This window comes from Pseudomonas tohonis (genome assembly GCF_012767755.2).
GTDB lineage: Bacteria > Pseudomonadota > Gammaproteobacteria > Pseudomonadales > Pseudomonadaceae > Metapseudomonas > Metapseudomonas tohonis.
In genome coordinates this window covers 2,216,289-2,242,560 of the sequence record NZ_AP023189.1, presented here as the reverse complement: position 1 = coordinate 2,242,560, position 26,272 = coordinate 2,216,289, and the positions used below count along the sequence as shown (strand labels likewise).

Sequence of the window (26,272 nt, the reverse complement as noted above, 5' to 3'; positions counted from 1 at the left end):
GGGGAACCCCATGTCCAAGACCCACCTGTTCGACCTCGACGGCAAGATCGCCTTCGTATCCGGCGCCAGCCGCGGCATCGGCGAGGCCATCGCCAAGCTGCTGGCCCAGCAGGGCGCCCACGTGATCGTCTCCAGCCGCAAGATCGACGGCTGCCAGGCCGTCGCCGACGCCATCATCGCGGAGGGTGGCAAGGCCACCGCCATCGCCTGCCACATCGGCGAGATGGAACAGATCCAGAGCGTCTTCGCGCAGATCCGCGAACAGTTCGGCCGCCTCGACATCCTGGTCAACAACGCCGCCACCAACCCGCAGTTCTGCAACGTGCTGGACACCGACCTGTCGGCCTTCCAGAAGACCGTCGACGTCAACATCCGCGGCTACTACTTCATGTCCATCGAAGGCGGCAAGCTGATGAAGCAGAACGGGGGTGGCAGCATCATCAACGTCGCGTCCATCAACGGCGTCTCCCCGGGCGAGTTCCAGGGCATCTACTCGGTGACCAAGGCCGCCGTCATCAGCATGACCAAGGTCTTCGCCAAGGAATGCGCGCAGTTCGGCATCCGCTGCAACGCCCTGCTGCCGGGCCTGACCGACACCAAGTTCGCCTCGGCCCTGACCAAGAACGACGCCATCCTCAACGTCGCCCTGCAGCGCATCCCGCTCAAACGCGTGGCCGACCCGAGCGAGATGGCCGGTACCGTGCTGTACCTCGCCAGCGACGCCTCCAGCTACACCACCGGCGTGGCACTGAACGTGGACGGCGGCTTCCTCTCCTGAGGAAACCCCGCCCATGAAAAAGGGAGCCTTCGGGCTCCCTTTTCGTTTGTGCATCGATACGGGTGGTGCGGGGCGATCAGCGCCAGTCCTTGAGCGCCTGGGTGGCGACCGGGTTGAGCGGCTGGGCCAGCAGGCCGGTGGGCGAAAGGGCGACGGAGTAGACCGCGCCATCGGCCATCGGCAGGTAGGTCACCCGCTGCGCCTGCGGATCGAAGAGGAACAGGTCGCGCTGGTTCAGCCGCAGCCAGCGCCACAGGTCGATGCCATAGGGGCTGACGGCCAGCTCCGCCTCGGGGTGCTGAGCCAGTTGCTGTTCCTCGATGGCGAGGAAGCGGCCGGAGAGTTTCTCTAGGCGGTAGCCCGGCTGCAGCCCGATCAGCTCGGCCAGGCCCTTCAGGCGCAGCAGGCGCGCGTCCAGCTGCCACAGGTCACCGTCCAGCAGCACGCTGCGCTCGTTGCCCCCCTCCAGCAGGGTCACCTCGTAGCGTTGCGGGCCGAGGGCCTTGAAGCTGAGGGTGACGATGGGCTTGTCGGCATGCAACGGCTCGTAGCGCGTCAGGTCCCAGGCCACGGTGCCCACCAGCAGCGCCAGGGCGAGGAATGCCAGCCCGACGGTGCCGCGCAGCCAGCCGAGGAACCAGCTGCGATCGAAGAGGATGCGCGCGGCGACCACCGCCGCGAGTAGAGCCAGCAGGGCAATGCCCCAGGCCAGGCCGTCGTACTGCATGGAACCCTTTCCTTCTGTGCAAAATAGCCGGCATTATGCGGACCTCCCGGCGCAGCGACCAGTTGCCGCGCTGCGCAATCGGACACAGATCGAGCATTTATGCCCTTCCCTCTCGACTTAGCCGTCGACCCCGTCACCCTTCTGGTGCTGGCGGCGGTCGCCTTTCTCGCCGGTTTCATCGATGCCATCGCCGGTGGTGGGGGCCTGCTGACCATCCCCGCCCTGCTCACTGCCGGCCTGCCGCCGCACCTGGTGCTGGGCACGAACAAGCTGTGCGCCACCTTCGGCTCGGCCACCGCCAGCTACACCTTCTACCGGCGCAAGCTGTTCGAGCCGGCCAAATGGCGCGGGGCGCTGATCGCCACGGCCCTGGGCGCTGCCATCGGCGCCGTCATCGCCCATTGGCTGCCGGCCCACTGGCTGAACCAGATGCTCCCCGCCGTGGTGTTCGGTTGCGGCCTGTACCTGCTGTTCGGCAAGGTGCCGGACGCCCAGCACGCCACGGACGCTCCGATCCCCCGCCGTCGCCAGTGGCCCCAGGGCCTGGGCCTCGGCTTCTACGATGGCGTCGCCGGCCCCGGCACGGGCGCCTTCTGGACCGTCAGCAGCCTGCTGCTCTACCCCCTCGACCTGGTGCGCGCCAGCGGCGTGGCCCGCACCATGAACTTCGTCAGCAACGGCGTGGCACTCGCGGTGTTCGTGGTCGGTGGCCAGGTGGCCTGGCTGCTGGGCATCTGCATGGGCATCGCCCTGATGGCGGGCGCCTTCCTCGGCGCACGCACGGCCATCAGCGGCGGGGCGAAGTTCATCCGCCCGGTATTCATCTGCGTGGTGTTGGCGCTGACTGCGCGGCTAGCCTGGCAGCACTGGTTCTGAGTGGCCCAGGCGGCGCGCCAGGTAGAGGTCGATCAGGTAGCGCGCGATGGACTTGCTGGCCGGCAACGGCGGCAGGTCATGGATGGAGAACCACTGGGCATCCTCGATCTCGCCGGGCTGCGGGACGATATCGCCACTGACGTACTCGGCGTGGAAGCCGAGCATCAGCGAATGCGGGAAGGGCCAGTTCTGGCTGCCGATGTACTGCGGCGTGGCGATCTCCACGCCGACTTCCTCGCGCACCTCGCGCGCCACGCACTGCTCCACCGACTCGCCCGGCTCGACGAAGCCGGCCAGGGTGCTGTAGACGCCGCTGACGAAGCGCGGCGAACGCGCCAGCAGCAGCTCGTCACCGCGGGTCACCAGCACGATCATGCTCGGCGAGAGGCGCGGGTAATGGTGCACGCCGCAGCTCTGGCAGTACATGGCACGCTCGCCGCTCACCTGGCTCATGCGCGCGCCGCAGCTCCCGCAGAAGCGGTGGTGGTCGGCCCAGGTGCCGATCTGGGTGGCGAAGCCGAGCATGCGGAAGGTGTCCGGATCGCCCTGCATCATCAACTGGCGCAGGCCGACCCAGGCGCTGCCGGGTACATCGGCGGTGCTCGAGAGCTCAAGCAGGTAGATCTCGTCGCCATCGAAATGGCCGATACCGTGTTCAGAGAGGATCGGCAGTTCCTGGCGCTTCAGCCATTCCCGGGGGAACAGCACGCCATTGCCATCAGCGAGGAACTGCTGGCGGCAGTGGGCCAGGGCCCAGCCACCGGTGCGGCCGGCATCGAGCAGGCCGGGCTGCCAGCGTTCGCCAGCCATCAGGCGGCCACCGACAGGCCCAGGGCGCGCACGCTCTCGGCGGCCAGGTCGAGCACGCTCGGCTGGGCGTCGGGGCGCAGCACGCCGCCGCCCTCGAGGTAGTACTCGAGGCTGGTCAGCGCATCGGCCAGGGTTTCCAGCAGTTGTTCGGACGGCATCTGCGGCGCCTCGATCATGTCTTTCTGGATGAAATCGCCACAGGCGCCCACCAGCAGGGCCGCACGCTCCTGGCCGAGGAACCAGAGGCCGCCACGCACCGCCTGCAGGGTCAGGGGCACGTTGGCCAGGTGCAGCTTGTCGCCGTTGGACTCGAGGTACGCGGTGATCGCACGCTTGGCCATGGCCAGGCCCGCCTGGGCCTCGTCGATGACCACGATGCGCGCCTCGGTCAGCTGGTGCTGGGCGAAGGATTCGGACTCGGTCATCGCCTGGGCGGCGGCCTGGCGGCTTTCGCGGCGCTCGCCACGCTCCAGGTCGGCGACCATGCTTTCCACGTAGAGCACCGCGTCCGCCAGCTTGTGCAGGGACTCGGGCGCGGCCGGGGTCGCCTCGCTCCAGCCCGCCACCACCGGCAACTGGGCGTGCAGCGCATTGGCGGCGGAGGTCTGGCCGACCATGCCGAGGGTCTTGGCCAGCTTGCCCAGCAGCGCGTGCAGGCTGCCGAAGCTGTCCGCCTGGGCGGTGCCGCGCTCGATCAGGTCGAGCACATCCTTGACGCTGGCCAGCTCCTCGCGGATGGCCGAGGACAGGGAACGCATCACCGCCTGCCCCGGGCCGGCCAGGCGCTGGTATTCCTCTTCCAGCAGGTGGTCGGTGAAGGGCAGCGCGGTCATGCCGAAGACGGTGCGCAGCTCGCTCGCACGGGGTCCCTGGGTATCGGCCAGGGCCACGAGGTAGAGCAGCTCTTTCTGCAGGCTGCGGGGCGCCTCGTAGAGCTCGTTCGCCAGCAGTTGCTTCAGCTCGCGGTCGATGCGCGAGAACAGCTGCTTGCGAGCCTTGCGCGGCAGCAGCTGGCCGTCCAGGACGGCCTCGACGGCAGCGGCGCCGATCCAGCACAGGCGTGCGCGCGGGTCGATGGCGTAGAGGCTGTCGAGACGGCCGAGGGCGCGGCCCATCAGCTTCAGGCTGGCCTGGGGGTTCTGCTCGCGGATGAAGCCCAGCAGGCCCACCTGGTACATCTGCCGCAGGCGGCGGGCCAGGAGGTCCTGGGCACCGGTCTCGGGCAGGTTGGCGGCGGCGGGAACGCGCGCCTGGTCCAGGCGCACACTGAAGAAGAAGCTTTCCGGCAACGCCGGCTGGCCGGCAGCCTGGCGCAGTTCGTTGATCGCCGGCAGGAGCAGCTCGGGCATTTCCTGGCGATGGGCGTCGACGTTCTCCAGATAACGGCGCAGGACATAGAGCGCGTTGCTCAGGGCTGCCAGCTGGGTGTCACGCTCCTCGCCGACGCCGGCGGGGATGTCGGTCGCCTGGTCCAGGACTTCCTGGGCCAGCAGTTCGGCGCCGGTGAGTTCGATGAGATTCAGGGTGCCGCGCACCTGCTGCAGGCTTTCCACGGCCTGTTGCAGCAGGCTGCCGTTCTGCCGTTCGACGATGAACTGCTCGAGGCTCTGTTCGGCCTGTTCAATGGTGGCGAACAGCTCGTCGCGCACCAGGCTCAGGGAAGTGGCTCCAGTGACCATGGGTCTAGCGCGCCTCCCGCGCGGAGTTCTCGTACAGCATCAGTCGGCGAATTCCGGCTTCTGTTTGTTCATATGGGCGGCCATGGCCACACGCAGGTCGGCGGACTGCAGCATCGCCGCATTCCAGGTGGCGATGTATTCGAGGCCGTCGTCGACACGGTGGTCACGCATGTAGCGAATCATTTCCTTGGTGCCACGCACGGCGACCGGGGACTTGGCGGCGATCTCGCGGGCCAGGGCGAACACCCCTTCCAGCAGCGCGTCGCGGTCGGCGTAGGTGCGGTTGACCAGGCCGATGGAGCGAGCCTCCTCGCCGTCGATGGTGCGCCCGGTGTAGGCCAGTTCGCGCATCATGCCGTCGCCGATGAGGCGCGGCAGGCGCTGCAGGGTGCCGACGTCGGCGGCCATGCCGATGTCGATCTCCTTGATGGAGAACTGGGCATCGGTGGTGGAGTAGCGCATGTCGCAGGCGGAAATCAGGTCGATGGCGCCGCCCAGGCAGTAGCCCTGGATGGCGGCGAGTACCGGTTTGCTGCAGGTGTCCACCGCATTGAAGGAGGCCTGCAGTTCGAGGATCTTGCGGCGCAGCGCCAGGGCGTTGCGGCCCACGTCCTTGCCCAGCTGGGCGCCGACCGACGCCAGCAGCATCAGGTCGATGCCCGAGGAGAAGTGCTTGCCGGCTCCGGAGAGGACCACCACGCGGACCTCGTCGTTCTCGCTCGCCCAACGGAAGATGTCGATGATCTCGACCCAGAAATCCGCGTTCATGGCGTTGATTTTCTCGGGGCGGTTTATTTCGACGTGGGCAATCTTGTCTGCCAGTTCTACGCGAAAGGCTTTGTAGTCGGACACGGCAGTCATCCTCGCCAGTTCTGGTGCTGGCCTGTCAGAAATTTCAGGTTTTTTGAATCCGGCAACTATATCAAGCGTTCGATGAAAGTCGAAGGCGACCTCTGTGATGCAGGACACGCCATGGCAGTTAGAAGCCGCTTGCAACGGGGCTCAAGGGCGCGAGCCCAGGGCCTCCTCGTGCACCCGGTTGCGCCACTGGCGCCAGGTGTAGAGCGGGATGCCGGCCATGAGCACGAGGAACCCCCAGAAGATCGCCTGCTCGCCCGTGCCGTAGAGCGCCCAGATCGAGTAGGCGAAACCGAGCACGCCGATGGCCACCAGGCGGCCCCGCTCGCTGGCGGAGAAATCCCCCGGCTGCACCGCCAGTTGCTGCAGCAGCGCGGCGGTGCAGAAGGCGTAGGGCACGACGCCGGTCATGGTGCCGAGCAGGATGATCACGTTGAACACGTCCACCAGTTCGCCCTGCCTGTCCACCAGCACCAGGGCGGTGACCAGCACGCCGGAGATCAGCAGGCCGTTGGCCGGCACGTCGTGCTTGTTGGTCCTGGCCAGGGACTCGGGCAAGAGGCCGTCGCGCGCGGTGGCCATGGGGATCTGCCCCTGCAGCAGCACCCAGCCGTTGAGCGCGCCGAGGCAGGCGATGACCGCGCCGGCCGCCACCAGGTGGTAGCCCCAGTCGCCGATCAGCACCCGCGCCGCATCGGCGAAGGGCGCCGTGGAGCGCACCAGGACCTCGGGTGGCAGCACGCCCTGCACGGCGGTGATGGAGAGGATGTAGACCGCCGCCGCCACCAGCGTGCCGAACACGGTGGCGCGGGGGATGGTGCGCTTGGGGTCGCGCACGTGATCGGCCGGCACGGTGGCGGACTCCAGGCCGATGAAGGACCAGAGCGTCAGCGCCGCCGTGGTGGCGATGGCCTTGGCGTAGCCGCCGGAACCGGGCGGCAGTTCGCTGACATCGGGGATGCGCAGGTACTCGGGGTGGAAGGAGAACCAGCCGAGCACGCCCACCAGCAGCAAGGGGATCAGCTTGAGGGCGGTGAGGATGTTCTGCGCCAGGCCGAAGGCACCGATGCCGCGCAGGTTGATCAGGGTGCAGAGCCAGATGGCGCCGATGGCGGTGGCGACCGTCAGCAGCGGGTCGCGCAGGGCCGGGAAGAACACTTGCAGGTAGCCCACCAGGGTCACCGAGATGGCCGCATTGCCGATCCAGGCGGCTTTCCAGTAGGTCCAGGCGCAAAGGTAACCGGCGAAGGAGCCGAAGCCGTCGCGGGTATAGGCGTAGGGCCCGCCGGCACCGGGGTTGAGCCGGGCCAGGCGGGCGAAGGTCAGCGCCAGGATCACCGCCCCGGTGCTGGAGATGAGCCAGCCGAACAGGCTCAGGCCGCCATAGGCCGCGAGGCTGGAAGGCAGCAGGAAGACCCCGGAGCCGATCATGTTGCCCACCACCAGCGCGGTGCAGGTCCAGAATCCCATGGTGCCTGCCCGGCTCGCCGGTCTTTCCTCGCTCATCGCGCCCCCAGGCTCGTCATTCCCTAATGCAGTCAACGGTATAGCAGCGCCCCGTGGGGCTGTCGTCGTGCTGCAGGCCGTGGACATCGGAATCGAAGCCGGGGAAGCAGTTGTCGAAGGTCCGGGCGAAGGCCAGGTAGTCGATGATCGAGCGGGTCTGCGCGGTGAAACGCTCGCCCGGCATGATCAGCGGGATGCCCGGCGGGTACGGCACCAGCATGACCGCGGCGATGCGCCCCTGGAGCTGCTCGATGGGCACCGCCTCGACCTCGCCGCGCACCAGCTTGTCGTAGGCCTCCGAGGGCTTGATCGCCAGCTCCGGCAGCGCGGTGTACATGCGTCGCATGGCGCGGGCGGTAGCGTTGTCGCGGTAGCAGGCGTGCAGTTCGTCGCACAGGTCGCGCAGCCCCAGCCCCTGGTAGCGGGCACCGCCGGCACGGGCCACCGAGGGCAGCGCGCTGGTCAGCGGGGCGTTGGCGTCGTAGGAGCGCTTGAACTCCAGCAGCTCGGTGAGCAGCGTGCTCCATTTGCCCTTGGTGATGCCCATGGAGAACAGCACGAGGAAGGAGTAGAGCCCGGTCTTCTCCACCACCAGCCCGCGCTCCCAGAGGAACTTGCCCACCACGGCGGCGGGAATCCCCTGCTCGCCCAGCTTGCCGTCGGCGCTGAGGCCGGGGGTGACCAGGGTGACCTTGATCGGGTCGAGCAGCACGTAGTCGTCGGCCACGTCGCCGAAGCCGTGCCAGTCGGCGCCCGGCTGCAGCAACCAGTCGCGGGTCGCCACCGACTCGGCGCCCTCCACCTGCGGCGGTTCCCAGATATCGAACCACCAGTCCTGGGCATCGAGGGTCTGCCAGACGTTGGCCAGGGCGCGGCGGAAGCTCACCGCTTCGTCGAAGGTCTCCTGGATCAGCGAGCGCCCGGCGGGGCCTTCCATCATCGCCGAGGCCACGTCGAGCGAGGCGATGATGCCGTACTGGGGCGAGGTGGAGATGTGCATCATGAACGCCTCGTTGAAGCGGTCACGGTCCAGCTGGCGACTGCCGCCGTCCTGCACGTGGATCATCGAGGCCTGGCTGAAGGCCGCCAGCAGCTTGTGGGTGGAATGGGTGGTGAACACCAGCGGGCCGTCGTCGGTGCGCCGGGTGCCCATGCCGTAGCGCCCGTCGTAGAACTCGTGGAAGGCCGCGTAGGCGTACCAGGCCTCGTCGAAATGCAGCACCTCGACTACATCGCCCAGCGCCTGCTTGATCAGTTCGGCGTTGTAGCAGAGGCCGTCGTAGGTGGAGTTGGTCACCACCGCCAGCTTCACCTTCGGCGCCCGACCCCGGGCCAGGGGGCTGGCGTCGATCTTGGCCTGGATGGATTCGCGGCTGAACTCGCTGAGCGGGATGGGCCCGATGATGCCCAGCTCGTTGCGCTCCGGGCAGAGGTACAGCGGGATGGCGCCGGTCATGATGATCGAGTGGAGGATGGACTTGTGGCAGTTGCGGTCCACCAGCACCAGGTCGTCGCGGGCGACCATGGAGTGCCAGACGATCTTGTTCGCCGTCGAGGTGCCGTTGATCACGAAGAAGGTGTGGTCGGCGCCGAAGTTGCGCGCGGCGCGGGCCTCGGCCTCGGCGAGCGGGCCGGTGTGGTCCAGCAGCGACCCCAGTTCGGGCACCGAGACGGAGAGATCCGAACGCAGGGTGTTCTCGCCGAAGAACTGGTGGAACGCCTGCCCCACCGGGCTCTTGCGGTAGGCGACGCCACCACCGTGGCCGGGCGTGTGCCAGGAATAGTTGGATTGCGCGGTGTGCTCCACCAGGGCACGGAAGAACGGCGGCAGCAGGCCTTCGAGGTAGTTGCGTGCGGCGCGGGCGACCTGCCGGGCGAGGAAGGGCACGGTGTCTTCGAAGAGGTAGAGCAGGCCCCGCAACTGGTTGAGGTCGGCCATGGCTTCGGCCGGGGCATTCTCGATGGTGACCTGCTCGCCCAGGGCGAAGATCGGCAGTTGCGGTGCGCGCACCCGGGCCACGCGGATCAGCTCGACCACGTCCTGCAGCAGCCGCTGGTTCTCCCCCGCGCCTTCGGCGGCGACGAGGATGCAGGCCAGGCCATGGTGGGTGGAGGCGACGATGCGCCCTTCGGCGGAACTGGCGGTGGAGAGGATGGCGAAGCCGTCCTGCTCCAGCTCGCGGGCGATGCCGCGCACGCGATCACCGGCGACCGTGTCGGCCTTGATGTCGCGATGAACGATGAGGATGGGGAACTTCAGGTCTTTGTACATGCAGGCTTCCCGAGGGCGGCGGGGGTCGTCCCGCCTGTGCCCTCAGGGTAGAAGCTTGCCGGAGTCGACGGAACCCCGGCTGCCTCAGCCTGTAAGAAAAGGTCGCGCCTCTGGAACTCGGCCGACTCAGGCTTCCGGAGCCGCCGGTTGCTCCATCTGCACCCAGAGCGCGGGGGCGCCGGAGGACTTCTCGATCACCGCCATGCGTGCCATGTGGGCCTGGACTTCGGCCTCGCTGGCGAGGATCACGCGGCCCGGCGCGCGACCGGTGATGCGGCGGATGGGGCTGGCCTGCGGACCGTTGCCGCTGTCCTCGCCGCTCTCGCCCGCCAGGGACAGATTGGTCTGGCCACCGGTCATCGCCAGGTAGACGTCGGCGAGGATCTCGGCGTCGAGCAGTGCGCCGTGCAGGTCGCGGCCGGAGTTGTCGACGTCGTAGCGCTTGCACAGGGCGTCCAGGCTGTTGCGCTGGCCGGGGTGGCGACCGCGAGCCATCAGCAGGGTGTCGAGCACGCCACAGTGTTCGGCGATGTCGGAGCGGTCGCTCTGGCCCAGCAGGGCGAATTCGTTGTTGATGAAGCCGATGTCGAACGCCGCGTTGTGGATGATCAGCTCGGCGCCCTTGATGAACTCGAAGAACTCGTCGGCGATGTCCTTGAAGCGCGGCTTGCCCACCAGGAACTCGTTGGTGATGCCGTGGACCGCGATGGCACCCTCGTCCACCTCGCGATCGGGCTGCAGGTAATAGTGGAAGTGGCGCCCCGTCAGGCGGCGACCCTCCAGCTCGACGCAGCCGATCTCGATGATGCGGTGACCATCGGTCACCGGCATGCCGGTGGTTTCGGTATCCAGTACTACATAACGCATGTTCGGGCCCGTGAATGAATGGCTCTGTATATAAGGAGGGGAAGCCGCAGGCGGCATTCTAGCGGGCGTTCAGCTCGCTGACACCCCGGTTGGCCAACTGGTCGGCGCGCTCGTTGCCCGGGTGGCCGGTATGGCCGCGCACCCATTGCCACTCCACCTCGTGGCGGTTCACCTGCTCGTCGAGCAGTTGCCACAGGTCGGCGTTCTTCACCGGCTGCTTGGCCGCGGTCTTCCAGCCCCGCTTCTTCCAGTTCGGCATCCACTCGCGAATGCCGCGCATCACGTATTCGGAGTCGGTCACCAGGCGCACCTTGCACGGACGCTTGAGCTCGGCCAGGCCACTGATGGCGGCCATCAGCTCCATGCGGTTGTTGGTGGTGTCGCGCTCGCCACCCCAGAGCTCGCGCTCGACGCCCTTGTAGACGAGCAATACGCCCCAGCCACCGGGACCGGGGTTACCCTTGCAGGCGCCGTCGGTGTACATCTCGACTTGATCGGTCACTTATGCCTCGTGTTTCGAATCGCGCCGGCTGACCTTGGCCACCGGCATCGGCACCAGCTTGCCCATGGGCTCGCGGCGTGCCGGACGCAATGGGCGCAGGCCGACCACCAGCTTGCGCGCCACCAATAGATAGAAGCCGGCGCCGAACCACTGCCCGGCGCCTCCCCAGCGCTCCAACCGGGCCAGGCGTGCTTGCCAGGCCGCCGAAGCGAGCGGCGGACGATAGCACCCGAAGCGGCGTTTCTCCAGCGCGAAGCCCAGCAGGTTGAGCCAGTCCGCGACCCGCGTCGGCGAGATGCAGCGGGCCTTGCCCAGGGCGTCCCCGGCGAAGTAGTGGCGCAGCCCCCAGGGGCTCCATGGGTTGACCCCGACGATCAGCAGGTGCCCGCCGGGCCGCACGCTGCGCGCGGCTTCACGCAGCAGGCCATGGGGCGACAGGCAGAAATCCAGCCCGTGCTGCAGCACCACCACGTCGGCGGCGTGCTCACTGAGCGGCCAGGCATTTTCCTCGCAGACGATCTCGACCCCCGAGAGCGGCGCCCCGAGGTGCACACTGCGCTGGATCTGCTTCGCCCCCGGCGGCAGCTCGGCGCGCGGGCCGTAGTGCACCAGGTAGCCACCGAAATAGCGTGCCAGTTCGTCCTCCAGCAGGCGCTGCTCCTCGAACAGCATCAGGCCGCCGAGCGGGCCTTCGAACCAGGTGCGGGCATCGTCGATCAGCTCGATCCAGGCGGGGTCGGCCTGGGCGAAGGCTTTCTCGGTCATGGAAATCTCCTGCATGGGAGCCCTAAGATGCTCCTTTGCTCACTGATTGGCGACCGGATCATGATACAGATCGACCCCCTGCGTGCCTTCTCCGACAACTACATCTGGCTGTTGCAGGATGCGACGGAACGCCGCTGCGCGGTGGTCGACCCGGGTGACGCGACACCGGTGCTGGCCTGGCTCGCGGCCCACCCCGGCTGGACCCTGTCGGACATCCTCATCACCCACCACCATGCCGACCACGTCGGCGGCGTCGAGCGCATCAAGGCGGCCACCGGCGCCCGCGTGCTCGGCCCGGCCAACGAGCGCATCCCCGGTCGCGACGAGGCCCTGGGCGAAGGTGACCTGGTGCAGGTGCTGGGTCTTTCGTTCCGCGTCATCCACGTGCCCGGCCACACCCTCGGCCACATCGCCTTCTTCCACGCGGATGCCACGCGGCCGCTGCTGTTCAGCGGCGACACCCTGTTCGCCGCAGGCTGCGGGCGCATGTTCGAGGGCAACCCGGAGGGCATGCAGGATGCCCTCGCCCGCCTCGCCGCGCTGCCGGCGGAAACCCTGGTGTACTGCGCCCACGAATACACCCTGAGCAACCTGCGTTTCGCCCGCGCGGTGGAGCCCGGCAATACCGATGTGGCGCGACGTTTCGAGGAGGTCACCCGGCTGCGCGAGCAGGACGGCGTCAGCCTGCCCACGACCATCGGCCTGGAACGCCTGACCAACCCCTTCCTGCGGGTGAATGAAACATCCGTAAAAGAAATAGCCGACAAGCGGACCGGGACCCACAATCCCGCACCCGCACAGGTCTTCGCCGTCATCCGGGCATGGAAAGACGGCTTCTGAAACCCCTCTCAGGTCACAGTTGAGCTGGTGAAAACTTGACCACCCCCGGGTCGGTTTCTAGAATCGCCCGATCTTTTTGCCCGGAAAAGCACCCTGACCGATGCCGTCCAAGTCGTACCAAACCCTTGATCTAGACGCATTGGTTCGAGCCTCCCGGGCGCTCGTGCTGGTGTGCGCCGCCGCGCTGGCTGGATGCCAGAGCGCCGCCCACAAGCCCGAGGACGCGGGCCAGGACACCGACCTCGCCGTCGGCATGCAGCAGCAGAACCAGTGGCTGGACGAGGTGCCCGTCGAGCGCGAACCCCAGGACATCTGGGTGCGCATGCGCAAGGGCTTCGCTCTGCAGGACGAGATCGGCGTCAACCCGCGCATCGAGCAACAGCGCCTGTGGTTCGTCAGCAATCCCTCCTTCGTCGAGAACGCCAGCCAGCGCGGCAGCCTGTACATCCACTACATCGTCGAGCGCCTCGAAGAGCGCAAGATGCCGCTGGAACTGGCCCTGCTGCCGGTGATCGAGAGCGCCTACAACCCCTTCGCCTATTCCCGCTCCGATGCGGTGGGGCTGTGGCAGTTCATCCCCTCCACCGGCCGTCACTTCAACCTGCGCCAGACCAACTGGTACGACGGCCGCCGTGACATCACCGCCTCCACCAATGCGGCCATGGACTACCTCGGCCGCCTGCACGAGATGTTCAACGGCGACTGGCTGCTGGCACTGGCCGCCTACAACGCCGGCGAAGGTACCGTGAGCCGGGCCATCGAACGCAACCAGAAGCTGGGGCTGCCGACCGACTACTGGAACCTGCCGCTGCCCCAGGAAACCCGTGACTACGTGCCCAAGCTGCTGGCCCTGTCCCAGGTGGTACTGGCGCCCGAAGCCTACGGCGTGAACCTCAGCCCCATCGCCAACGAGCCCTACTTCGAAGTGGTCGAGCTCAAGCAGCGCATGGACCTGTCCCGCGTGGCCGCCATGGCCGAAGTGGATGAGGACGAGCTCTACCAGCTCAATCCCGCCTTCAAGAAACGCATCACCGTGGACGGCCCGCAACAGCTGCTGGTGCCGACCGAGAAGGCCGAGCTGCTGGCCGCCAACCTGTCGATGATGAAGCCGCAGGACCTGGTGGAGTGGCAGGAGTACAAGGTGCGCAACGGCGACAGCCTGCATGGCATCGCCAACCGCTACCACGTGACGGTTAACACCCTGAAGGAAATCAATGGTCTTTCCGGCAACCACCTGCGCGTGGGCCAGGCCCTGAGTATCCCGGTGGAGCCGGGCGCCAAGCCGAGCCAGCCGCTGTTCCAGAACCTGGCCCGTGCCGAGGAGCGCCCGAGCAGCGCGCCGCGTACCTACAAGGTGAAGAATGGCGACAACCTCTGGCAGATCGCCAAGCAGACCAGGGTCGACGTGGCTGATCTCAAGCGCTGGAACCGTCTTTCCGGCCACGCCTTGAAGGTTGGCCAGAGCCTGGCGCTGCAAGCCCCCGGCCAGTCAACCGCGGCGAAGAGCACAGCGCGCATGGTCGCCTCGATCGACAAGCCCGGCCGCGATGCGGTGACCTACTACAAGGTCAAGGAAGGCGATTCGCTCTACGTGATCGCCAAGCGCTTCAACGTCGAGATGAAGCACCTGCAGCGCTGGAACCCGCGCAGCGGCCACGCCCTCAAGCCCGGCCAGACCCTCACGCTCTACCTCCCCTGAGTCAGCGCCTCCAGGCATCGCCCGGCCAACTGGGCGAAGCGCTGGAAGGCGATGAACTGCTCATGCTTGAGCGCCCTTCCCGATAGCCGGCAGTCGGCGTAGATCACCCCGATCTCGCGGCTGCCCGCCCGCAGCGGTGCGACGAAGAACATCCCCTGGCCGAACCAGCGGCGCATGGGCTGGGTCACCAGGTCGCTCAGGCTGTAGCTCGCCGGGATTCCCATCCACAACGCCTCGCGACTGCGCAGCACATAGCTGAACAGGTGCGGCTGCTCGGGCAGTTCCGCCGGCAGCTCGAACTCGCTGAGCCAGTGGGCACTGCCCTCGCCCACCGCGCGCTTGGCGCGGAAGCGTGTCTGCCGATCGGCAAGCACGGCGATCATCACCCGCTCGAGCCCGACGCCCTGGTGCAGGCCCTTGGTCAGGGTGTCGAGGATCAGGCTGACATCCGCATTACGCGAAACCATCATCCCCAGGTCCTGCAACGCCTGCTGCATCAGCAACAGGTCCGGCTGCAGCAGCCGCGCCTTGCGCTGGGCCTGCTGTTGCAGCAACTGCTCGGGATCGGTATTGGGGATCAGCGCGCAGAGCTTGCTGGCACCGAAGGTCGCCGCCACCTTCACCGCCTCGTCGGCGCTGGCCAGTACCTGCTGCATCGCTTCCTCGGGGGTGACGCCGATGAAGCTCGCCAACTGCTCCACCAGCTTGCCCATGGACGCCGAATCCCAGCCTTCGAGAGCCGCCTCGCTGATGCGCACGCCGAGGCTGACGGCCTTTACCGAAGGGTCGTTCTGCGCGCCGCCGCCCTGGGCCAGGGCGACGATCTCGCCGAGGTTCCAGCTCTTCACCAGGCCGCCGGTGAGCTGGCGGAAGCTGGTGCCCAGCACCTGGCGCACCGCCTCGTCCTCGTCGACGCCCGCCTGGGCCAGGGCGCTGGCCAACTCGTCGGCCTGCTCGCCGCCGCAACCCCAGAAGGCCAACTCGCCCAGGTGGTAGAGCAAGGCGGCGATGAACACTTCCTCCTGATCGCGGGTGAGCACGTAGCCGGCGATGTTGCGGGCCTGCACGGCGGCATGGAAGGAGCGTGCGAGCAACTCCTGCAGCTGCTCGCGCGGGGCGCGGGTGAGCAGGCCGTCGATCAGCGACAGCGACAGGCCGATCAGCCTCACGTTGTCGAAGCCGATCAGCACGATCGCCCGCGAGATGGTGCGGATCGTTTCCTGGGAAGGGTTGTAGTAGACGCTATTGCCGACCCGCAGCACCTTCGAGGTGAGCGCGGCGTCGCGCAGGAGCACGTCGGCCAGTTGCTGGACCGACGCCTTGTCGTGTTGCGCCAGCTTGTGCAAGTCCTGCACCACCGCGGCGAGAGCGGGCAAATCCGCCTGATTGAGCCTGTCGATCCATGACTGCAAACCATGGCTACGTGAACCCAAGATAGGAACCCCTGCACGTTTTCCGGAAGTGTAGTCAAAATGCTGGCCATCCGGCCCTGAACCAGCTCTTTTTCCAGTGGATACAAGCTGTTACTGTACCGGACAAAATGCCCGCCCGACGGCTCCCGCCGAGGGCCCGAGATGCAGCCGGCGGCACGCCCGTCCGAGGTGTTCATGCCCAGCCAGGCTCACGATCCCACCCACGACCACCCTGCCATGGACCGGATACACGCCTGATGCGCCGCCTCTTGCTCCTGATGATCAGCCTGGCCAGCGGCCCGGTGGCCGCGACCATCAGCGAGAGCCATGGCTATGCCCAGTTCGGCACGCTCAAATACCCGGAAAGCTTCTCCCACTTCGACTGGGTCAACCCCGATGCCCCCAAGGGCGGCACGCTGAGGGTGATGGCCTTTGGCACCTTCGACACGCTCAACCCCTACACCTTCAAGGGCAGCAGCCCGGTATCGACGCCGAACTTCCTACAATACGGCGTCACCGAGCTCAACGAGCCGCTGATGGCGGGCACCGGCGCCTATGACCCTTCCGGCGACGAGCCCGCCTCCAGCTACGGGCTGATCGCGAGAAGCGTCGAGTACAGCGAGGACCGCAGCTGGGTGGTGTTCAACCTGCGCCCGCAAGCGCGCTTCCACGACGGCCAGCCGATCACGGCCTATGACGTCGCCTTCTCCTACCGCACCCTGGTGAGCAGCGGCCACCCGCAGTACCGCACCAGCCTGCAGGAGGTGCAGCGGGTCGACATCCTCAACCGCCACCGCATCCGCTTCGTGCTCAAGCGCGCGGGCAACCCGCTGCTGATCCTGCGCCTGGGCGAGATGCCGGTGCTGCCGCAGCACTACTGGAAGAACCGTGACTTCAAGGCCACCAGCTTCGAGGCACCACTGGGCAGCGGGCCTTACCGCATCACCCAGGTCCGCCCCGGGCGCGGGCTGGTGTTCGAAAGGGTCAAGGACTGGTGGGGCGAAAAGCTGCCGGTGAACCGGGGCAAGTACAACTTCGACCGCGTCGAGGTGGAGTTTTATCGCGACAGCAACGTGGCCTTCGAGGCCTTCAAGGCGGGTGAATTCGATTTCTACATCGAGCACCAGGCGAAGAACTGGGCCAATGGCTACCGCTTCCCGGCCATCGCCCGCGGGGATGTGATCCGCGCCGAGATACCGCACCAGATCCCCACCCAGACCCAGGCGCTGTTCATGAACACCCGCCGCGCCACCTTCCAGGATCGCCGCGTGCGCGAAGCCATGGGCCTGATGTTCGACTTCGAGTGGACCAACCGCGCGCTGTTCAACAACGCCTATGCGCGGGCCCGCAGCTACTACCCCAACAGCGAGTTCGAGGCCGGCGGGAAACCCGAGGGCCAGGAATGGCTGCTGCTCTCCCCCTACCGCGAGCAGTTGCCGGCCAAGCTGTTCACCGAGCCCTTCAAGGTGCCAGAAACCGATGGCCGCGGCATCCCCAGGGAAACCCTGCGCCGCGCCCTGGGTCTATTGGCCGACGCCGGCTGGAAGCTCTCCGGCCAGCGTCTGGTGAACAGCCGTGGCGAACCGCTGCGTTTCGAAATCCTGCTGGTCAATCCGAACCTTGAACGCATCCTCCAGCCCTACAGCGAAAACCTCGCCAGCATCGGCATCGACGTCACCCTGCGTACCGTCGACCGCGCCCAGTACAAGCAGCGCCTGGACCATTTCGACTACGACATGATCCTCATGACCCTGGCCCAGACCCTCAGCCCCGGACTGGAGCAGTCGCTCTACTTCCACTCCAGCCAGGCCTCCGTGAAAGGCAGCAAGAACTACGCGGGCATCGCCGACCCGGTGGTGGACGCCATGGTCGAGAAACTCCTCGGCGCCCAGAGCCGCGACGAGCAGGTCGCCGCCGGGCGCGCACTGGACCGCACGCTGCTCTGGCAGCACTACAGCATTCCCAACTGGTACATCAACTACCACCGCCTGGCGTACCGCAACAGGTTCGCCTTCGTCACCACGCCGCCCTATACCCTGGGCCTGCGCGCCTGGTGGCTGAAGCCCACGGAGAAATCCCGATGAGCAAGACCCTGCGCTCCCTCTGCCTGAGCGGCTGCGGCGCATTGCTGCTGACCCTCGCCGGCATCGCCCATGCCGAGCCCCGCCATGCGATCACGCTCTACGACGAGCCGCCCAAGTACCCGGCGGACTTCAAGCACTTCGACTGGGTCAACCCGGATGCCCCCAAGGGCGGCACCCTGCGTCTCTCCGGCTTCGGCGGCTTCGACAGCCTCAACGAGTTCATCCCCAAGGGCACGGCGGCGGGCCAGCTGGGGCTGATCCACGACACCCTGACCTACCACTCCCCCGACGAGCCCTTCACCGAATACGGGCTGCTCGCCGAGAAGATCGAGAAGGCTCCGGACAACAGCTACGTGCGCTTCTACCTGAACCCCAAGGCGCGCTTCAACGACGGCACCCCGGTGACCTCGGACGACGTGGTGTTCACCTTCAACATCCTGGTCGAGCACGGCGACCCGATGTACCGCCACTACTATTCCGACGTGGCCCAGGTGGTGGCCGAGGACAAGCAGCGCGTGCGCTTCGACTTCAAGCACCCGGGCAACCGCGAGCTGCCGCTGATCCTCGGGCAGATCCAGGTGCTGCCCAAGCATTGGTGGGCGACCCGCGATTTCTCCCGGAACACCCTGGAGCCGCCGCTGGGCAGTGGCCCCTATCGCATCACCAAGGTGGACGCCGGACGCTCGATCCGCTTCGAGCGGGTCAAGGACTGGTGGGGCAAGGACCTGCCGGTGAACCGCGGCTACTACAACTTCGACGTCATCACCGTCGACTACTACCGCGACATGTCGGTGGCGCTGGAGGCCTTCAAGGCCGGCCAGTTCGACTTCAACCTCGAGTACTCCGCCAAGGACTGGGCCACCGGCTACGACAGCCCCGCCCTGCGCGCCGGCAAGATCATCAAGCAGGCCATTCCCAACCACAACCCGGTGGGCATGCAGGGCTTCGCCTTCAACATCCGCCGGCCGGTGTTCCAGGATCGCCGGGTGCGGGAGGCCATTGCCTCGCTGTTCGATTTCGAATGGACCAACAAGCAGCTGTTCTTCGGTTCCTACAAGCGCACCCGGAGCTTCTTCGAGAACTCCGAGATGGCCGCCACCGGGCTCCCCAACGAGGCCGAACTGAAGATCCTGGAACCGCTGCGCGGGCAGATCCCCGACGAGGTCTTCACCCAGGAATTCAAGCCACCGGTCAGCGATGGCAGCGGCATCATCCGCGAGCAGAAGCGCCGCGCCTACAAGCTGCTCACCGACGCCGGCTACCGCATCGAGAACGACAAGATGGTCGGTCCCGACGGCAAGCCCCTGGCCTTCGAGATCATGATCGCCCAGGCCAACCTGGAGCGCGTGATCCTGCCGTTCAAGCGCAACCTCTCCGAGCTGGGCATCGACCTGACCATCCGCCGTGTCGACGTCTCGCAGTACATGAACCGCCTGCGCTCGCGCGACTACGACATGATCCCCGGGACCTGGGGCCAATCCAACTCGCCGGGTAACGAGCAGATGGAGTTCTGGCACTCGCGCAGCGCCGACAGCCCGGGCAGCCGCAACTTCATCGGCCTGCGCGACCCGGCCATCGACAAGCTAGTCGAAGGGCTGATCCGCGCCGACTCGCGGCAGAGCCTGATCGACCATTCCCGCGCCCTGGACCGGGTGCTGCTGTGGGGCAACTACGTGGTGCCCAACTACTACGTGGACACCTGGCGCGTGGCCTACTGGAACCAGTTCGACCGCCCCGCCACCACGCCGCTGTATGACTTCGGCATGCTCACCTGGTGGCAGAAGCCCGGCGCCAAGCCCCCCGCTGCCGAGGAGGCCGATGCCGAAGACGCCCCGGCCAACGCCGCACAGAGCGAGGAAGCGCAGTAATGCTCGCCTACATCCTGCGGCGCCTGCTGCTGATCATCCCCACCCTGTTCGGCATCCTGCTGATCAACTTCATCATCATCCAGGCCGCCCCCGGCGGCCCCGTTGAGCAGATGATCGCCAAGCTCGAAGGCTTCGATGCCGCCGCCGGCGGCGCCACCGGGCGCATCTCCGGCGGCGGCGCCGAGGTTTCGGTGGCCGGCTCGAACTACCGCGGCGCCCAGGGCCTGGACCCGGAGCTGATCAAGGAAATCGAGAAGATGTACGGCTTCGACAAGCCGGCCCATGAACGCTTCTGGCTGATGATCAAGAACTACCTGCACTTCGACTTCGGCAACAGCTTCTTCCGCGATGCCAAGGTCACCGACCTGATCATCGAGAAGATGCCGGTGTCGATCTCCCTGGGCCTGTGGAGCACGCTGATCATGTACCTGGTGTCGGTGCCCCTGGGCATCGCCAAGGCGGTGCGCCACGGCAATGCCTTCGACGTCTGGACCAGCACCGCGATCATCGTCGGCTACGCCATTCCCGCCTTCCTCTTCGCCATCCTGCTGATCGTGCTGTTCGCCGGTGGCAGCTACTACGACTGGTTCCCCCTGCGCGGGCTGACCTCCAACAACTTCGACGAGCTGAGCCTGGGCGGCAAGATCCTGGACTACCTCTGGCACCTGGCGCTGCCGGTACTGGCGCTGGTGATCGGCAACTTCGCCACCCTCACCTTCCTGACCAAGAACAGCTTCCTCGACGAGATCAACAAGCAGTACGTGATCACCGCCCGCGCCAAGGGCCTGTCGGAGCGACGCGTGCTCTACGGCCACGTGTTCCGCAACGCGATGCTGCTGATCATCGCCGGCTTCCCCGCCGCCTTCATCGGCATGTTCTTCACCGGCTCGCTGCTGATCGAGGTGATCTTCTCCCTCGACGGCCTGGGTCTTCTGAGCTTCGAATCGGCGCTGAACCGCGACTATCCGGTGGTGTTCGGCACCCTGTTCATCTTCACCCTGCTGGGACTGATCGTGAAACTGATCGGCGACATCACCTACACCCTGGTCGATCCGCGCATCGACTTCGAAAGCCGGGAGGGCTGACATGCAACTCTCGCCAATCAATCGACGTCGCTTCGAGCGCTTCAAGTCCAACAAGCGGGGCTGGTGGTCGCTCTGGCTGTTCCTCGTGCTGTTCATCGCCAGCCTGGGCGCCGAGCTGATCGCCAACGACAAGCCGCTGGCCGTGCGCTACGACGGCCAGTGGTACTTCCCGGTGTTCAAGCGCTACCCGGAAACCGCCTTCGGCGGCGAGTTCCCCCTGGAGGCCAACTACAAGACGCCCTACATCCGCGAGCTGATCGCGGCCAAGGACGGGCGGATGATCTGGCCGCCGGTGCCCTTCAGCTACGAGACCATCAACTACGACCTCAAGGTGCCGGCCCCCGCGCCGCCCTCCGCCGACAACCTGCTGGGCACCGACGACCAGGGGCGCGACGTGCTCGCGCGGGTCATCTACGGCTTCCGCATCTCGGTGCTGTTCGCCCTGACGCTGACCATCCTCAGCTCCATCATCGGTGTCATCGCCGGTGCCCTGCAGGGCTTCTACGGGGGTTGGGTGGACCTGGCCGGGCAACGCTTCCTGGAAATCTGGTCGGGCCTGCCGGTGCTCTACCTGCTGATCATCCTCGCCAGCTTCGTGCAGCCGAACTTCTGGTGGCTGCTGGGCATCATGCTGCTGTTCTCCTGGATGAGCCTGGTGGACGTGGTGCGCGCGGAGTTCCTCCGGGGTCGCAACCTGGAGTACGTGCGCGCCGCCCGGGCGCTGGGCATGCAAAACGGCGCGATCATGTTCCGCCACATCCTGCCCAACGCCATGGTCTCGACCATGACCTTCATGCCCTTCATCCTCACGGGCGCCATCGGCACCCTCACCGCCCTGGACTTCCTCGGCTTCGGCCTGCCACCCGGTGCCCCCTCGCTGGGCGAGCTGGTGTCCCAGGGAAAGGCCAACCTGCAGGCGCCCTGGCTGGGCATCAGCGCCTTCGCCGTACTCGGCGTCATGCTGACCCTGCTGGTGTTCATCGGCGAAGCCGCCCGCGATGCGTTCGACCCGAGGAAGTGAGATGAGCGAGAACCTGATTGAAATCCGCGACCTCGCGGTCGAATTCGTCACCGGGCAACACACCCAGCGGGTGATCGAGGGCGTGAGCTTCGACATCCGCAAGGGCGAGACACTGGCACTGGTCGGCGAGTCCGGCTCGGGCAAGTCGGTCACCGCGCACTCCATCCTGCGCCTGCTGCCCTACCCGCTCGCCCGCCACCCGGCCGGGAGCATCCAGTACGCCGGCAAGGACCTGCTCAAGCTGCCCGAGGCCAAGCTGCGCGGCATTCGTGGCAACCGCATCGCCATGGTCTTCCAGGAGCCCATGACCTCGCTCAACCCGTTGCACAGCATCGAGAAGCAGATCAAGGAAGTGCTGGCCCTGCACAAGGGCATCAGCGGCAAGGCCGCCACCCAGCGCACCCTGGAGCTGCTGGAGCTGGTGGGCATCCCCGAGCCGGCCAAGCGGCTGAAGGCCTACCCGCACGAGCTTTCCGGCGGCCAGCGCCAGCGGGTGATGATCGCCATGGCCCTGGCCAACGAGCCGGAGCTGCTGATCGCGGACGAGCCGACCACCGCACTGGACGTCACCGTGCAGTTGAAGATCCTCGAGTTGCTCAAGGAATTGCAGGCCCGCCTGGGCATGGCGCTGCTGCTGATCACCCACGATCTGAACCTGGTGCGACGTATCGCGCATCGCGTATGTGTCATGCAGCGCGGTTGCATCGTCGAACAGGCGTCGTGTGAAGAATTGTTCCGTGCACCGCAGCATCCCTACACCCGGGAACTGCTCGCCGCCGAGCCCTCGGGCAAGCCGGTGGACAGCCCGCAGGGGCCGCCGTTGCTGGAGGTGGACGACCTGCGTGTGTGGTTCCCGGTGAAGAAGGGATTGCTGCGCCGCACGGTCGATCATGTGAAGGCCGTGGACGGTATCGACTTCACCCTGCACCAGGGCCAGACCCTGGGCATCGTGGGTGAAAGCGGTTCCGGCAAGTCCACGCTGGGCCTGGCGATCCTCCGGCTGCTCGGCAGCCAGGGCGCCATCCGCTTCCAGGGCCAGGCCCTGGAGGGGCTCTCGCAGAAGGAGGTGCGTCCGTTCCGGCGCCAGATGCAGGTGGTGTTCCAGGACCCCTTCGGCAGTTTGAGCCCACGCATGTGCGTGGGCCAGATCGTCGGGGAAGGCCTGAAGATCCATGGCATGGGCACCGAGGCGGAGCAGGAACAGGCCATCATCGACGCGCTCCTGGAGGTGGGGCTGGATCCGGAAACCCGGAACCGCTACCCCCATGAGTTTTCCGGCGGGCAACGGCAACGGATCGCCATTGCCCGGGCATTGGTGCTGAAACCGGCGCTGATCCTGCTGGACGAGCCCACTTCGGCGCTCGACCGGACGGTGCAGCGCCAAGTGGTGGAGTTACTGCGCTCGCTGCAGGCCAAGTACAACCTGACCTACCTGTTCATCAGCCACGACCTGGCGGTGGTCAGGGCCCTGAGCCACCACCTGATGGTGGTCAAGCACGGCAAGGTGGTTGAGCAAGGCCCTGCCGAGACGGTCTTCGCCGCACCGCAGCACACTTATACGAAGCAGTTGCTGGAAGCCGCATTCCTGGCTCCGGAAACTGCCAATTAACCAGAAGAGGAAGAACGCACATGGGTTTTCTCGCCGGTAAGCGCGTACTGATCGTTGGCGTCGCCAGCAAACTGTCCATCGCATCGGGCATCGCTGCTGCCATGCACCGTGAGGGCGCCGAGCTCGCCTTCACCTACCAGAACGAAAAGCTGAAGGGCCGTGTGGAAGAGTTCGCCGCAGGCTGGGGCTCCAACGCCGACCTGTGCTTCCCCTGCGACGTCGCCAACGACGACGAGATCGCAGCCGTATTCGAGGCCCTGGGCAAGAAGTGGGACGGCCTGGACTGCATCGTCCACTCCGTCGGCTTCGCACCGGGCGACCAACTGGACGGTGACTTCACCGAGGTCACCACCCGCGAGGGCTTCCGCATCGCCCACGACATCAGCGCCTACAGCTTCGTGGCACTGGCCAAGGCCGGCCGCGAGCTGATGAAGGGCCGCAATGGCAGCCTGCTGACCCTGTCCTACCTGGGCGCGGAACGCACCATGCCCAACTACAACGTGATGGGCATGGCCAAGGCCAGCCTGGAAGCCGGCGTCCGCTACCTGGCCGGCAGCCTCGGCCCGGAAGGCACCCGCGTCAACGCCATCTCCGCCGGCCCGATCCGCACCCTGGCCGCTTCCGGCATCAAGAGCTTCCGCAAGATGCTCGCCGCCAACGAGAAGCAGACCCCCCTGCGCCGCAACGTGACCATCGAGGAAGTCGGCAACGCCGGCGCCTTCATCTGCTCCGACCTGGCCTCGGGCATCAGCGGTGAGATCCTCTACGTCGACGGTGGCTTCAACACCACCGCCATGGGCGCGATCGAAGACTGATCGCCCCGGACGTGAAAAAGCCCGCCATCAGGCGGGCTTTTTCATGGGTGCTCGAAAGCCGGCATTTTCGCAGCCTATGGCCCGGCTGCAGCCCGGGCCGCAGCCGGGAAGAGCTCAGCTCCCTCCCCTTCTCCCGGGCATGAAAAAGGCCGCTTCCGCGGCCTTCCTCAATCACGCCAGGTCGATCAGAAACGCTCGACCTTGGCTTCCGCTTCCAGCTGGCGACGGTAGGCAGCGAAGTCCTGCTGACCGCTGCGCGAAGCCAGGAAACGGCCATACATGGCCTTGTCCTGCTCGGATAGCGCGTCCTCGGGCTGGCTCACGCCATTCAGGCGGATCACCACGTAGTCGCCATTGCTCAGCTTCAGGCTGGAGAAGGTCGGCTTGTCGGCGGACTCGGGCTTGCCCATGCGGAACAGGGTCTGCAACAGGGCGGGGTCTACACCTTCCTGGCTGCGGGTGGCGGCCTCGACCACGTTCCAGGTCTGGCCTTGCGGCGCCTGGGTAGCCGGGGTCTTGCCTTCACGCAGGCTGGCCAGCAGCTCATCGGCCTTGGCCTTGGCCGCTTCGCTGGCCTTCTCCTGGGTCAGGTGCTGACGGATGCTGTCGCTGACGGAAGCCAGTTCGAGCTGGGTGGGCTTGCGGTGCTCCTTGGCACGCAGGACGACCACGGTGTCCGGATCAAGCTCGATGGCGCCACTGTTACCGCCGTCTTCAAGGACCTCGGGGCTGAATGCAGCCTGCAGGACCTGGCGATTGGCAGTCAGGCCTTCGCCACCTTCACGACCGAAGGGCGCGCTGGTCTGGACCTTGAGGTTCAGCTCCTGGGCCGGCTGGGCCAGGTCGGACGCCTCGAATGCGGAGTCCTCCAGTTCCTTGGTGGCCTCGACGAACCGCTGCTCGACCTGTTGGGTCTTCAGCTCGCGGACCATCTTCTCCTTCAGGCTGTCGAAGCTCGGCACTTCGGGGGCCTGGATCGCCAGCAGCTTGATCAGGTGCAGGCCGTAGGGCGTGCGTACCGGAGCGGAGACTTCTTCCTTCTTAAGGGCGTAGAGCGCGTCCTCGAACGCCGGCTCGTAGACACCGCGACCGGCGAAACCGAGGTCACCACCATTGGCAGCGGAGCCGGGGTCCTGGGAGAACTCCTTGGCCAGGGCGGCGAACGCCTCGCCCTTGTCCAGGCGCTGCTTGATCTCGTCGATCTTGGCCTTGGCCTGCTCTTCGGTCTGCTGGTCATTGATCTCGACCAGGATGTGGGCCGCGTCGCGCTGCTCGGAGAGGTTGCCGATCTCCTTGTCGTACTGGGCCTTGAGGTCGTCCTCGCTGACTTCGACCTGGCTGAAGAAAGCTTCCTTCTTCAGTTCGACGTATTCGAGCACGACCTGCTCGGGGCTCATGAACTGGCCCTTGTGCTCGTCGTAGTAGGCCTGGATCTCGTCGTCGCTGACCGTGACCGCCTTGGGGTCGGCCTTGAAGGTCAGGGTCGCGAAGTCGCGGGTCTGTTTCTCCAGGCGGGCGAAGGCACGGATTTCCTCATCAGTGACGAAGCCACTGCCGGCAAGGCCTGCGCGCAGCTGGCCGACGAGCATCTCCTGCTCGAGCATCTGGCGGAACTGCAGGCGGGTGTAGCTCATCTGGCGGATCACCTGATCGAAGCGATCCGGATTGAACTTGCCATCGACCTGGAATTCGGGGGTCTGCACGATCAGTTGATCCAGGGCAGGCTGCGAGAAGGCGAAACCGGACGACTTGGCGCCTTGCAGCAGCAGCTTGCGCTCGATCAGCCCCTTGAGGGCGGCTTCGCGCAGCAGCTTGTCGTCCAGTTGGGAAGCATCGAAGTCCTTGCCCAATTGCTGCATCAGCTGGCGGCGCTGCATGTCTGCGGCCTGGCTCAACTGGTCGAGGGTGATCTCCTCACCGTTGACCTTGGCGGCATCCTGGCGATTGCTGGTGGCATTGAAGATGGCGTCGAAACCCGTCAGCGCGAGCAGCGCGATGATGACGCCGATAATGGTCTTGGCAATCCATCCCTGTGAATTGTCCCTGATGTTCTGCAGCATGCGTCCCCCAGAAACGGCTGTACCGAATAAAACAGCCGCGCAGCGCGGGTAGAGTCCGGATATAAGAAAGGCGCATCCGAGGATGCGCCTTCTCTCGTAACTGGCGGAGCGGTCGGAAGCTGGGCTTCCTGGACGCGGG

At 66.4% G+C, this 26,272-nt stretch carries 21 protein-coding genes; 10 read left to right on the top strand and 11 right to left on the bottom strand.

The genetic code is table 11. The annotated features are described in order from the left end of the window. Nucleotides 1–10 precede the first annotated feature (10 nt). The gene (locus tag HSX14_RS10320; protein ID WP_173178796.1) at nt 11–778 is read left to right on the top strand and encodes an SDR family oxidoreductase; all 768 of its coding nucleotides are present in this window, start codon (nt 11–13) and stop codon (nt 776–778) included. 76 nt (nt 779–854) lie between these two features. Here HSX14_RS10320 and HSX14_RS10315 read toward each other — a convergent pair whose 3' ends face one another. Beyond that, nucleotides 855–1,505, bottom strand: a complete 651-nt coding sequence (locus HSX14_RS10315; protein WP_173178797.1) for a hypothetical protein — start codon at nt 1,503–1,505, stop codon at nt 855–857. Between the two features lie 99 nt (nt 1,506–1,604). Between HSX14_RS10315 and HSX14_RS10310 the strand changes: the two genes are divergently transcribed. Beyond that, nucleotides 1,605–2,381 carry a TSUP family transporter gene (locus HSX14_RS10310; protein ID WP_173178798.1) on the top strand — a complete coding sequence of 259 codons (777 nt, stop codon included), beginning with the start codon at nt 1,605–1,607 and terminating at the stop codon, nt 2,379–2,381. On the opposite strand, the gene nudC is transcribed toward HSX14_RS10310, so the two are convergent. From nudC to HSX14_RS10270, 8 genes are all read right to left on the bottom strand, one after another. Further along, nucleotides 2,358–3,191, bottom strand: a complete 834-nt coding sequence (gene nudC, locus HSX14_RS10305) for an NAD(+) diphosphatase (RefSeq protein WP_173178799.1) — start codon at nt 3,189–3,191, stop codon at nt 2,358–2,360. The genes HSX14_RS10310 and nudC overlap by 24 nt on opposite strands. Next, nucleotides 3,191–4,870, bottom strand: coding sequence for a FimL-related protein (locus HSX14_RS10300; RefSeq protein WP_173178800.1), 1,680 nt, complete (start codon nt 4,868–4,870; stop codon nt 3,191–3,193). The genes nudC and HSX14_RS10300 overlap by 1 nt, the downstream gene beginning before the upstream one ends. A gap of 39 nt (nt 4,871–4,909) precedes the next feature. Next, a complete protein-coding gene (locus HSX14_RS10295; protein WP_111261339.1) occupies nt 4,910–5,722 on the bottom strand; it encodes a crotonase/enoyl-CoA hydratase family protein in 813 nt (270 codons plus the stop codon). 150 nt (nt 5,723–5,872) lie between these two features. After that, a complete protein-coding gene (locus tag HSX14_RS10290) occupies nt 5,873–7,198 on the bottom strand; it encodes an amino acid permease (RefSeq protein ID WP_173178801.1) in 1,326 nt (441 codons plus the stop codon). Nucleotides 7,199–7,250: 52 nt separating this feature from the next. Beyond that, nucleotides 7,251–9,506, bottom strand: a complete 2,256-nt coding sequence (locus HSX14_RS10285) for an Orn/Lys/Arg family decarboxylase (protein WP_173178802.1) — start codon at nt 9,504–9,506, stop codon at nt 7,251–7,253. 126 nt (nt 9,507–9,632) lie between these two features. Then, the gene (gene dnaQ / locus HSX14_RS10280) at nt 9,633–10,373 is read right to left on the bottom strand and encodes a DNA polymerase III subunit epsilon (protein ID WP_111261336.1); all 741 of its coding nucleotides are present in this window, start codon (nt 10,371–10,373) and stop codon (nt 9,633–9,635) included. 58 nt (nt 10,374–10,431) lie between these two features. After that, nucleotides 10,432–10,857 (bottom strand): ribonuclease HI, encoded by a 426-nt coding sequence (gene rnhA / locus HSX14_RS10275; protein WP_111261362.1) that lies wholly within the window; start codon nt 10,855–10,857, stop codon nt 10,432–10,434. Between the two features lie 18 nt (nt 10,858–10,875). Further along, nucleotides 10,876–11,640 carry a methyltransferase domain-containing protein gene (locus HSX14_RS10270; RefSeq protein ID WP_111261361.1) on the bottom strand — a complete coding sequence of 255 codons (765 nt, stop codon included), beginning with the start codon at nt 11,638–11,640 and terminating at the stop codon, nt 10,876–10,878. A gap of 60 nt (nt 11,641–11,700) precedes the next feature. Here HSX14_RS10270 and gloB point away from each other — a divergent pair, with 60 nt between their 5' ends. Further along, complete coding sequence (gene gloB, locus HSX14_RS10265) at nt 11,701–12,480, top strand: hydroxyacylglutathione hydrolase (RefSeq protein ID WP_173178804.1); 780 nt, start codon at nt 11,701–11,703, stop codon at nt 12,478–12,480. Between the two features lie 100 nt (nt 12,481–12,580). Continuing rightward, complete coding sequence (locus HSX14_RS10260) at nt 12,581–14,179, top strand: LysM peptidoglycan-binding domain-containing protein (RefSeq protein WP_173178805.1); 1,599 nt, start codon at nt 12,581–12,583, stop codon at nt 14,177–14,179. Here HSX14_RS10260 and HSX14_RS10255 read toward each other — a convergent pair. Further along, nucleotides 14,167–15,591: an HDOD domain-containing protein gene (locus HSX14_RS10255; RefSeq protein ID WP_173178806.1), complete on the bottom strand. Its 1,425-nt coding sequence runs from the start codon at nt 15,589–15,591 to the stop codon at nt 14,167–14,169. The genes HSX14_RS10260 and HSX14_RS10255 overlap by 13 nt on opposite strands. A gap of 257 nt (nt 15,592–15,848) precedes the next feature. Between HSX14_RS10255 and HSX14_RS10250 the strand changes: the two genes are divergently transcribed. The 6 genes from HSX14_RS10250 to fabI are packed head-to-tail and all read left to right on the top strand — an operon-like array spanning nt 15,849 to nt 24,073. Next, nucleotides 15,849–17,675: an extracellular solute-binding protein gene (locus tag HSX14_RS10250; RefSeq protein WP_173178807.1), complete on the top strand. Its 1,827-nt coding sequence runs from the start codon at nt 15,849–15,851 to the stop codon at nt 17,673–17,675. After that, on the top strand, nt 17,672–19,543 hold the full coding sequence (locus HSX14_RS10245) for an extracellular solute-binding protein (RefSeq protein ID WP_173178808.1): 1,872 nt from the start codon (nt 17,672–17,674) through the stop codon (nt 19,541–19,543). Before HSX14_RS10250 ends, HSX14_RS10245 begins: the two co-directional genes overlap by 4 nt. After that, nucleotides 19,543–20,628: a microcin C ABC transporter permease YejB gene (locus HSX14_RS10240; protein WP_111261331.1), complete on the top strand. Its 1,086-nt coding sequence runs from the start codon at nt 19,543–19,545 to the stop codon at nt 20,626–20,628. The genes HSX14_RS10245 and HSX14_RS10240 overlap by 1 nt, the downstream gene beginning before the upstream one ends. 1 nt (nt 20,629) lies before the next feature. Continuing rightward, a complete protein-coding gene (locus HSX14_RS10235; protein ID WP_173178809.1) occupies nt 20,630–21,649 on the top strand; it encodes an ABC transporter permease in 1,020 nt (339 codons plus the stop codon). A 1-nt stretch (nt 21,650) separates the two neighbouring features. Continuing rightward, entirely contained in the window at nt 21,651–23,258 is a 1,608-nt protein-coding gene (locus HSX14_RS10230) for an ABC transporter ATP-binding protein (RefSeq protein WP_173178810.1), read from the top strand. Nucleotides 23,259–23,278: 20 nt separating this feature from the next. Next, nucleotides 23,279–24,073, top strand: coding sequence for an enoyl-ACP reductase FabI (gene fabI / locus HSX14_RS10225; protein WP_173178811.1), 795 nt, complete (start codon nt 23,279–23,281; stop codon nt 24,071–24,073). Between the two features lie 185 nt (nt 24,074–24,258). Here fabI and HSX14_RS10220 read toward each other — a convergent pair whose 3' ends face one another. Further along, nucleotides 24,259–26,133 carry a SurA N-terminal domain-containing protein gene (locus tag HSX14_RS10220; protein ID WP_173178812.1) on the bottom strand — a complete coding sequence of 625 codons (1,875 nt, stop codon included), beginning with the start codon at nt 26,131–26,133 and terminating at the stop codon, nt 24,259–24,261. Between the last annotated feature and the right edge of the window lie 139 nt (nt 26,134–26,272).

Bases quoted from the DNA above. Each gene is read 5' to 3' on its own strand.
- fabI (WP_173178811.1), top strand. From the start codon at position 23,279: ATGGGTTTTCTCGCCGGTAAGCGCGTACTGATCGTTGGCGTCGCCAGC.
- HSX14_RS10245 (WP_173178808.1), top strand. From the start codon at position 17,672: ATGAGCAAGACCCTGCGCTCCCTCTGCCTGAGCGGCTGCGGCGCATTG.
- gloB (WP_173178804.1), top strand. From the start codon at position 11,701: ATGATACAGATCGACCCCCTGCGTGCCTTCTCCGACAACTACATCTGG.
- HSX14_RS10235 (WP_173178809.1), top strand. From the start codon at position 20,630: ATGCAACTCTCGCCAATCAATCGACGTCGCTTCGAGCGCTTCAAGTCC.
- dnaQ (WP_111261336.1), bottom strand. From the start codon at position 10,373: ATGCGTTATGTAGTACTGGATACCGAAACCACCGGCATGCCGGTGACC.
- HSX14_RS10320 (WP_173178796.1), top strand. From the start codon at position 11: ATGTCCAAGACCCACCTGTTCGACCTCGACGGCAAGATCGCCTTCGTA.
- HSX14_RS10315 (WP_173178797.1), bottom strand. From the start codon at position 1,505: ATGCAGTACGACGGCCTGGCCTGGGGCATTGCCCTGCTGGCTCTACTC.
- HSX14_RS10290 (WP_173178801.1), bottom strand. From the start codon at position 7,198: ATGGGATTCTGGACCTGCACCGCGCTGGTGGTGGGCAACATGATCGGC.
- HSX14_RS10270 (WP_111261361.1), bottom strand. From the start codon at position 11,640: ATGACCGAGAAAGCCTTCGCCCAGGCCGACCCCGCCTGGATCGAGCTG.
- nudC (WP_173178799.1), bottom strand. From the start codon at position 3,191: ATGGCTGGCGAACGCTGGCAGCCCGGCCTGCTCGATGCCGGCCGCACC.
- HSX14_RS10310 (WP_173178798.1), top strand. From the start codon at position 1,605: ATGCCCTTCCCTCTCGACTTAGCCGTCGACCCCGTCACCCTTCTGGTG.
- HSX14_RS10230 (WP_173178810.1), top strand. From the start codon at position 21,651: ATGAGCGAGAACCTGATTGAAATCCGCGACCTCGCGGTCGAATTCGTC.
- HSX14_RS10260 (WP_173178805.1), top strand. From the start codon at position 12,581: ATGCCGTCCAAGTCGTACCAAACCCTTGATCTAGACGCATTGGTTCGA.
- HSX14_RS10220 (WP_173178812.1), bottom strand. From the start codon at position 26,133: ATGCTGCAGAACATCAGGGACAATTCACAGGGATGGATTGCCAAGACC.
- rnhA (WP_111261362.1), bottom strand. From the start codon at position 10,857: ATGTACACCGACGGCGCCTGCAAGGGTAACCCCGGTCCCGGTGGCTGG.
- HSX14_RS10285 (WP_173178802.1), bottom strand. From the start codon at position 9,506: ATGTACAAAGACCTGAAGTTCCCCATCCTCATCGTTCATCGCGACATC.
- HSX14_RS10300 (WP_173178800.1), bottom strand. From the start codon at position 4,870: ATGGTCACTGGAGCCACTTCCCTGAGCCTGGTGCGCGACGAGCTGTTC.
- HSX14_RS10240 (WP_111261331.1), top strand. From the start codon at position 19,543: ATGCTCGCCTACATCCTGCGGCGCCTGCTGCTGATCATCCCCACCCTG.
- HSX14_RS10250 (WP_173178807.1), top strand. From the start codon at position 15,849: ATGCGCCGCCTCTTGCTCCTGATGATCAGCCTGGCCAGCGGCCCGGTG.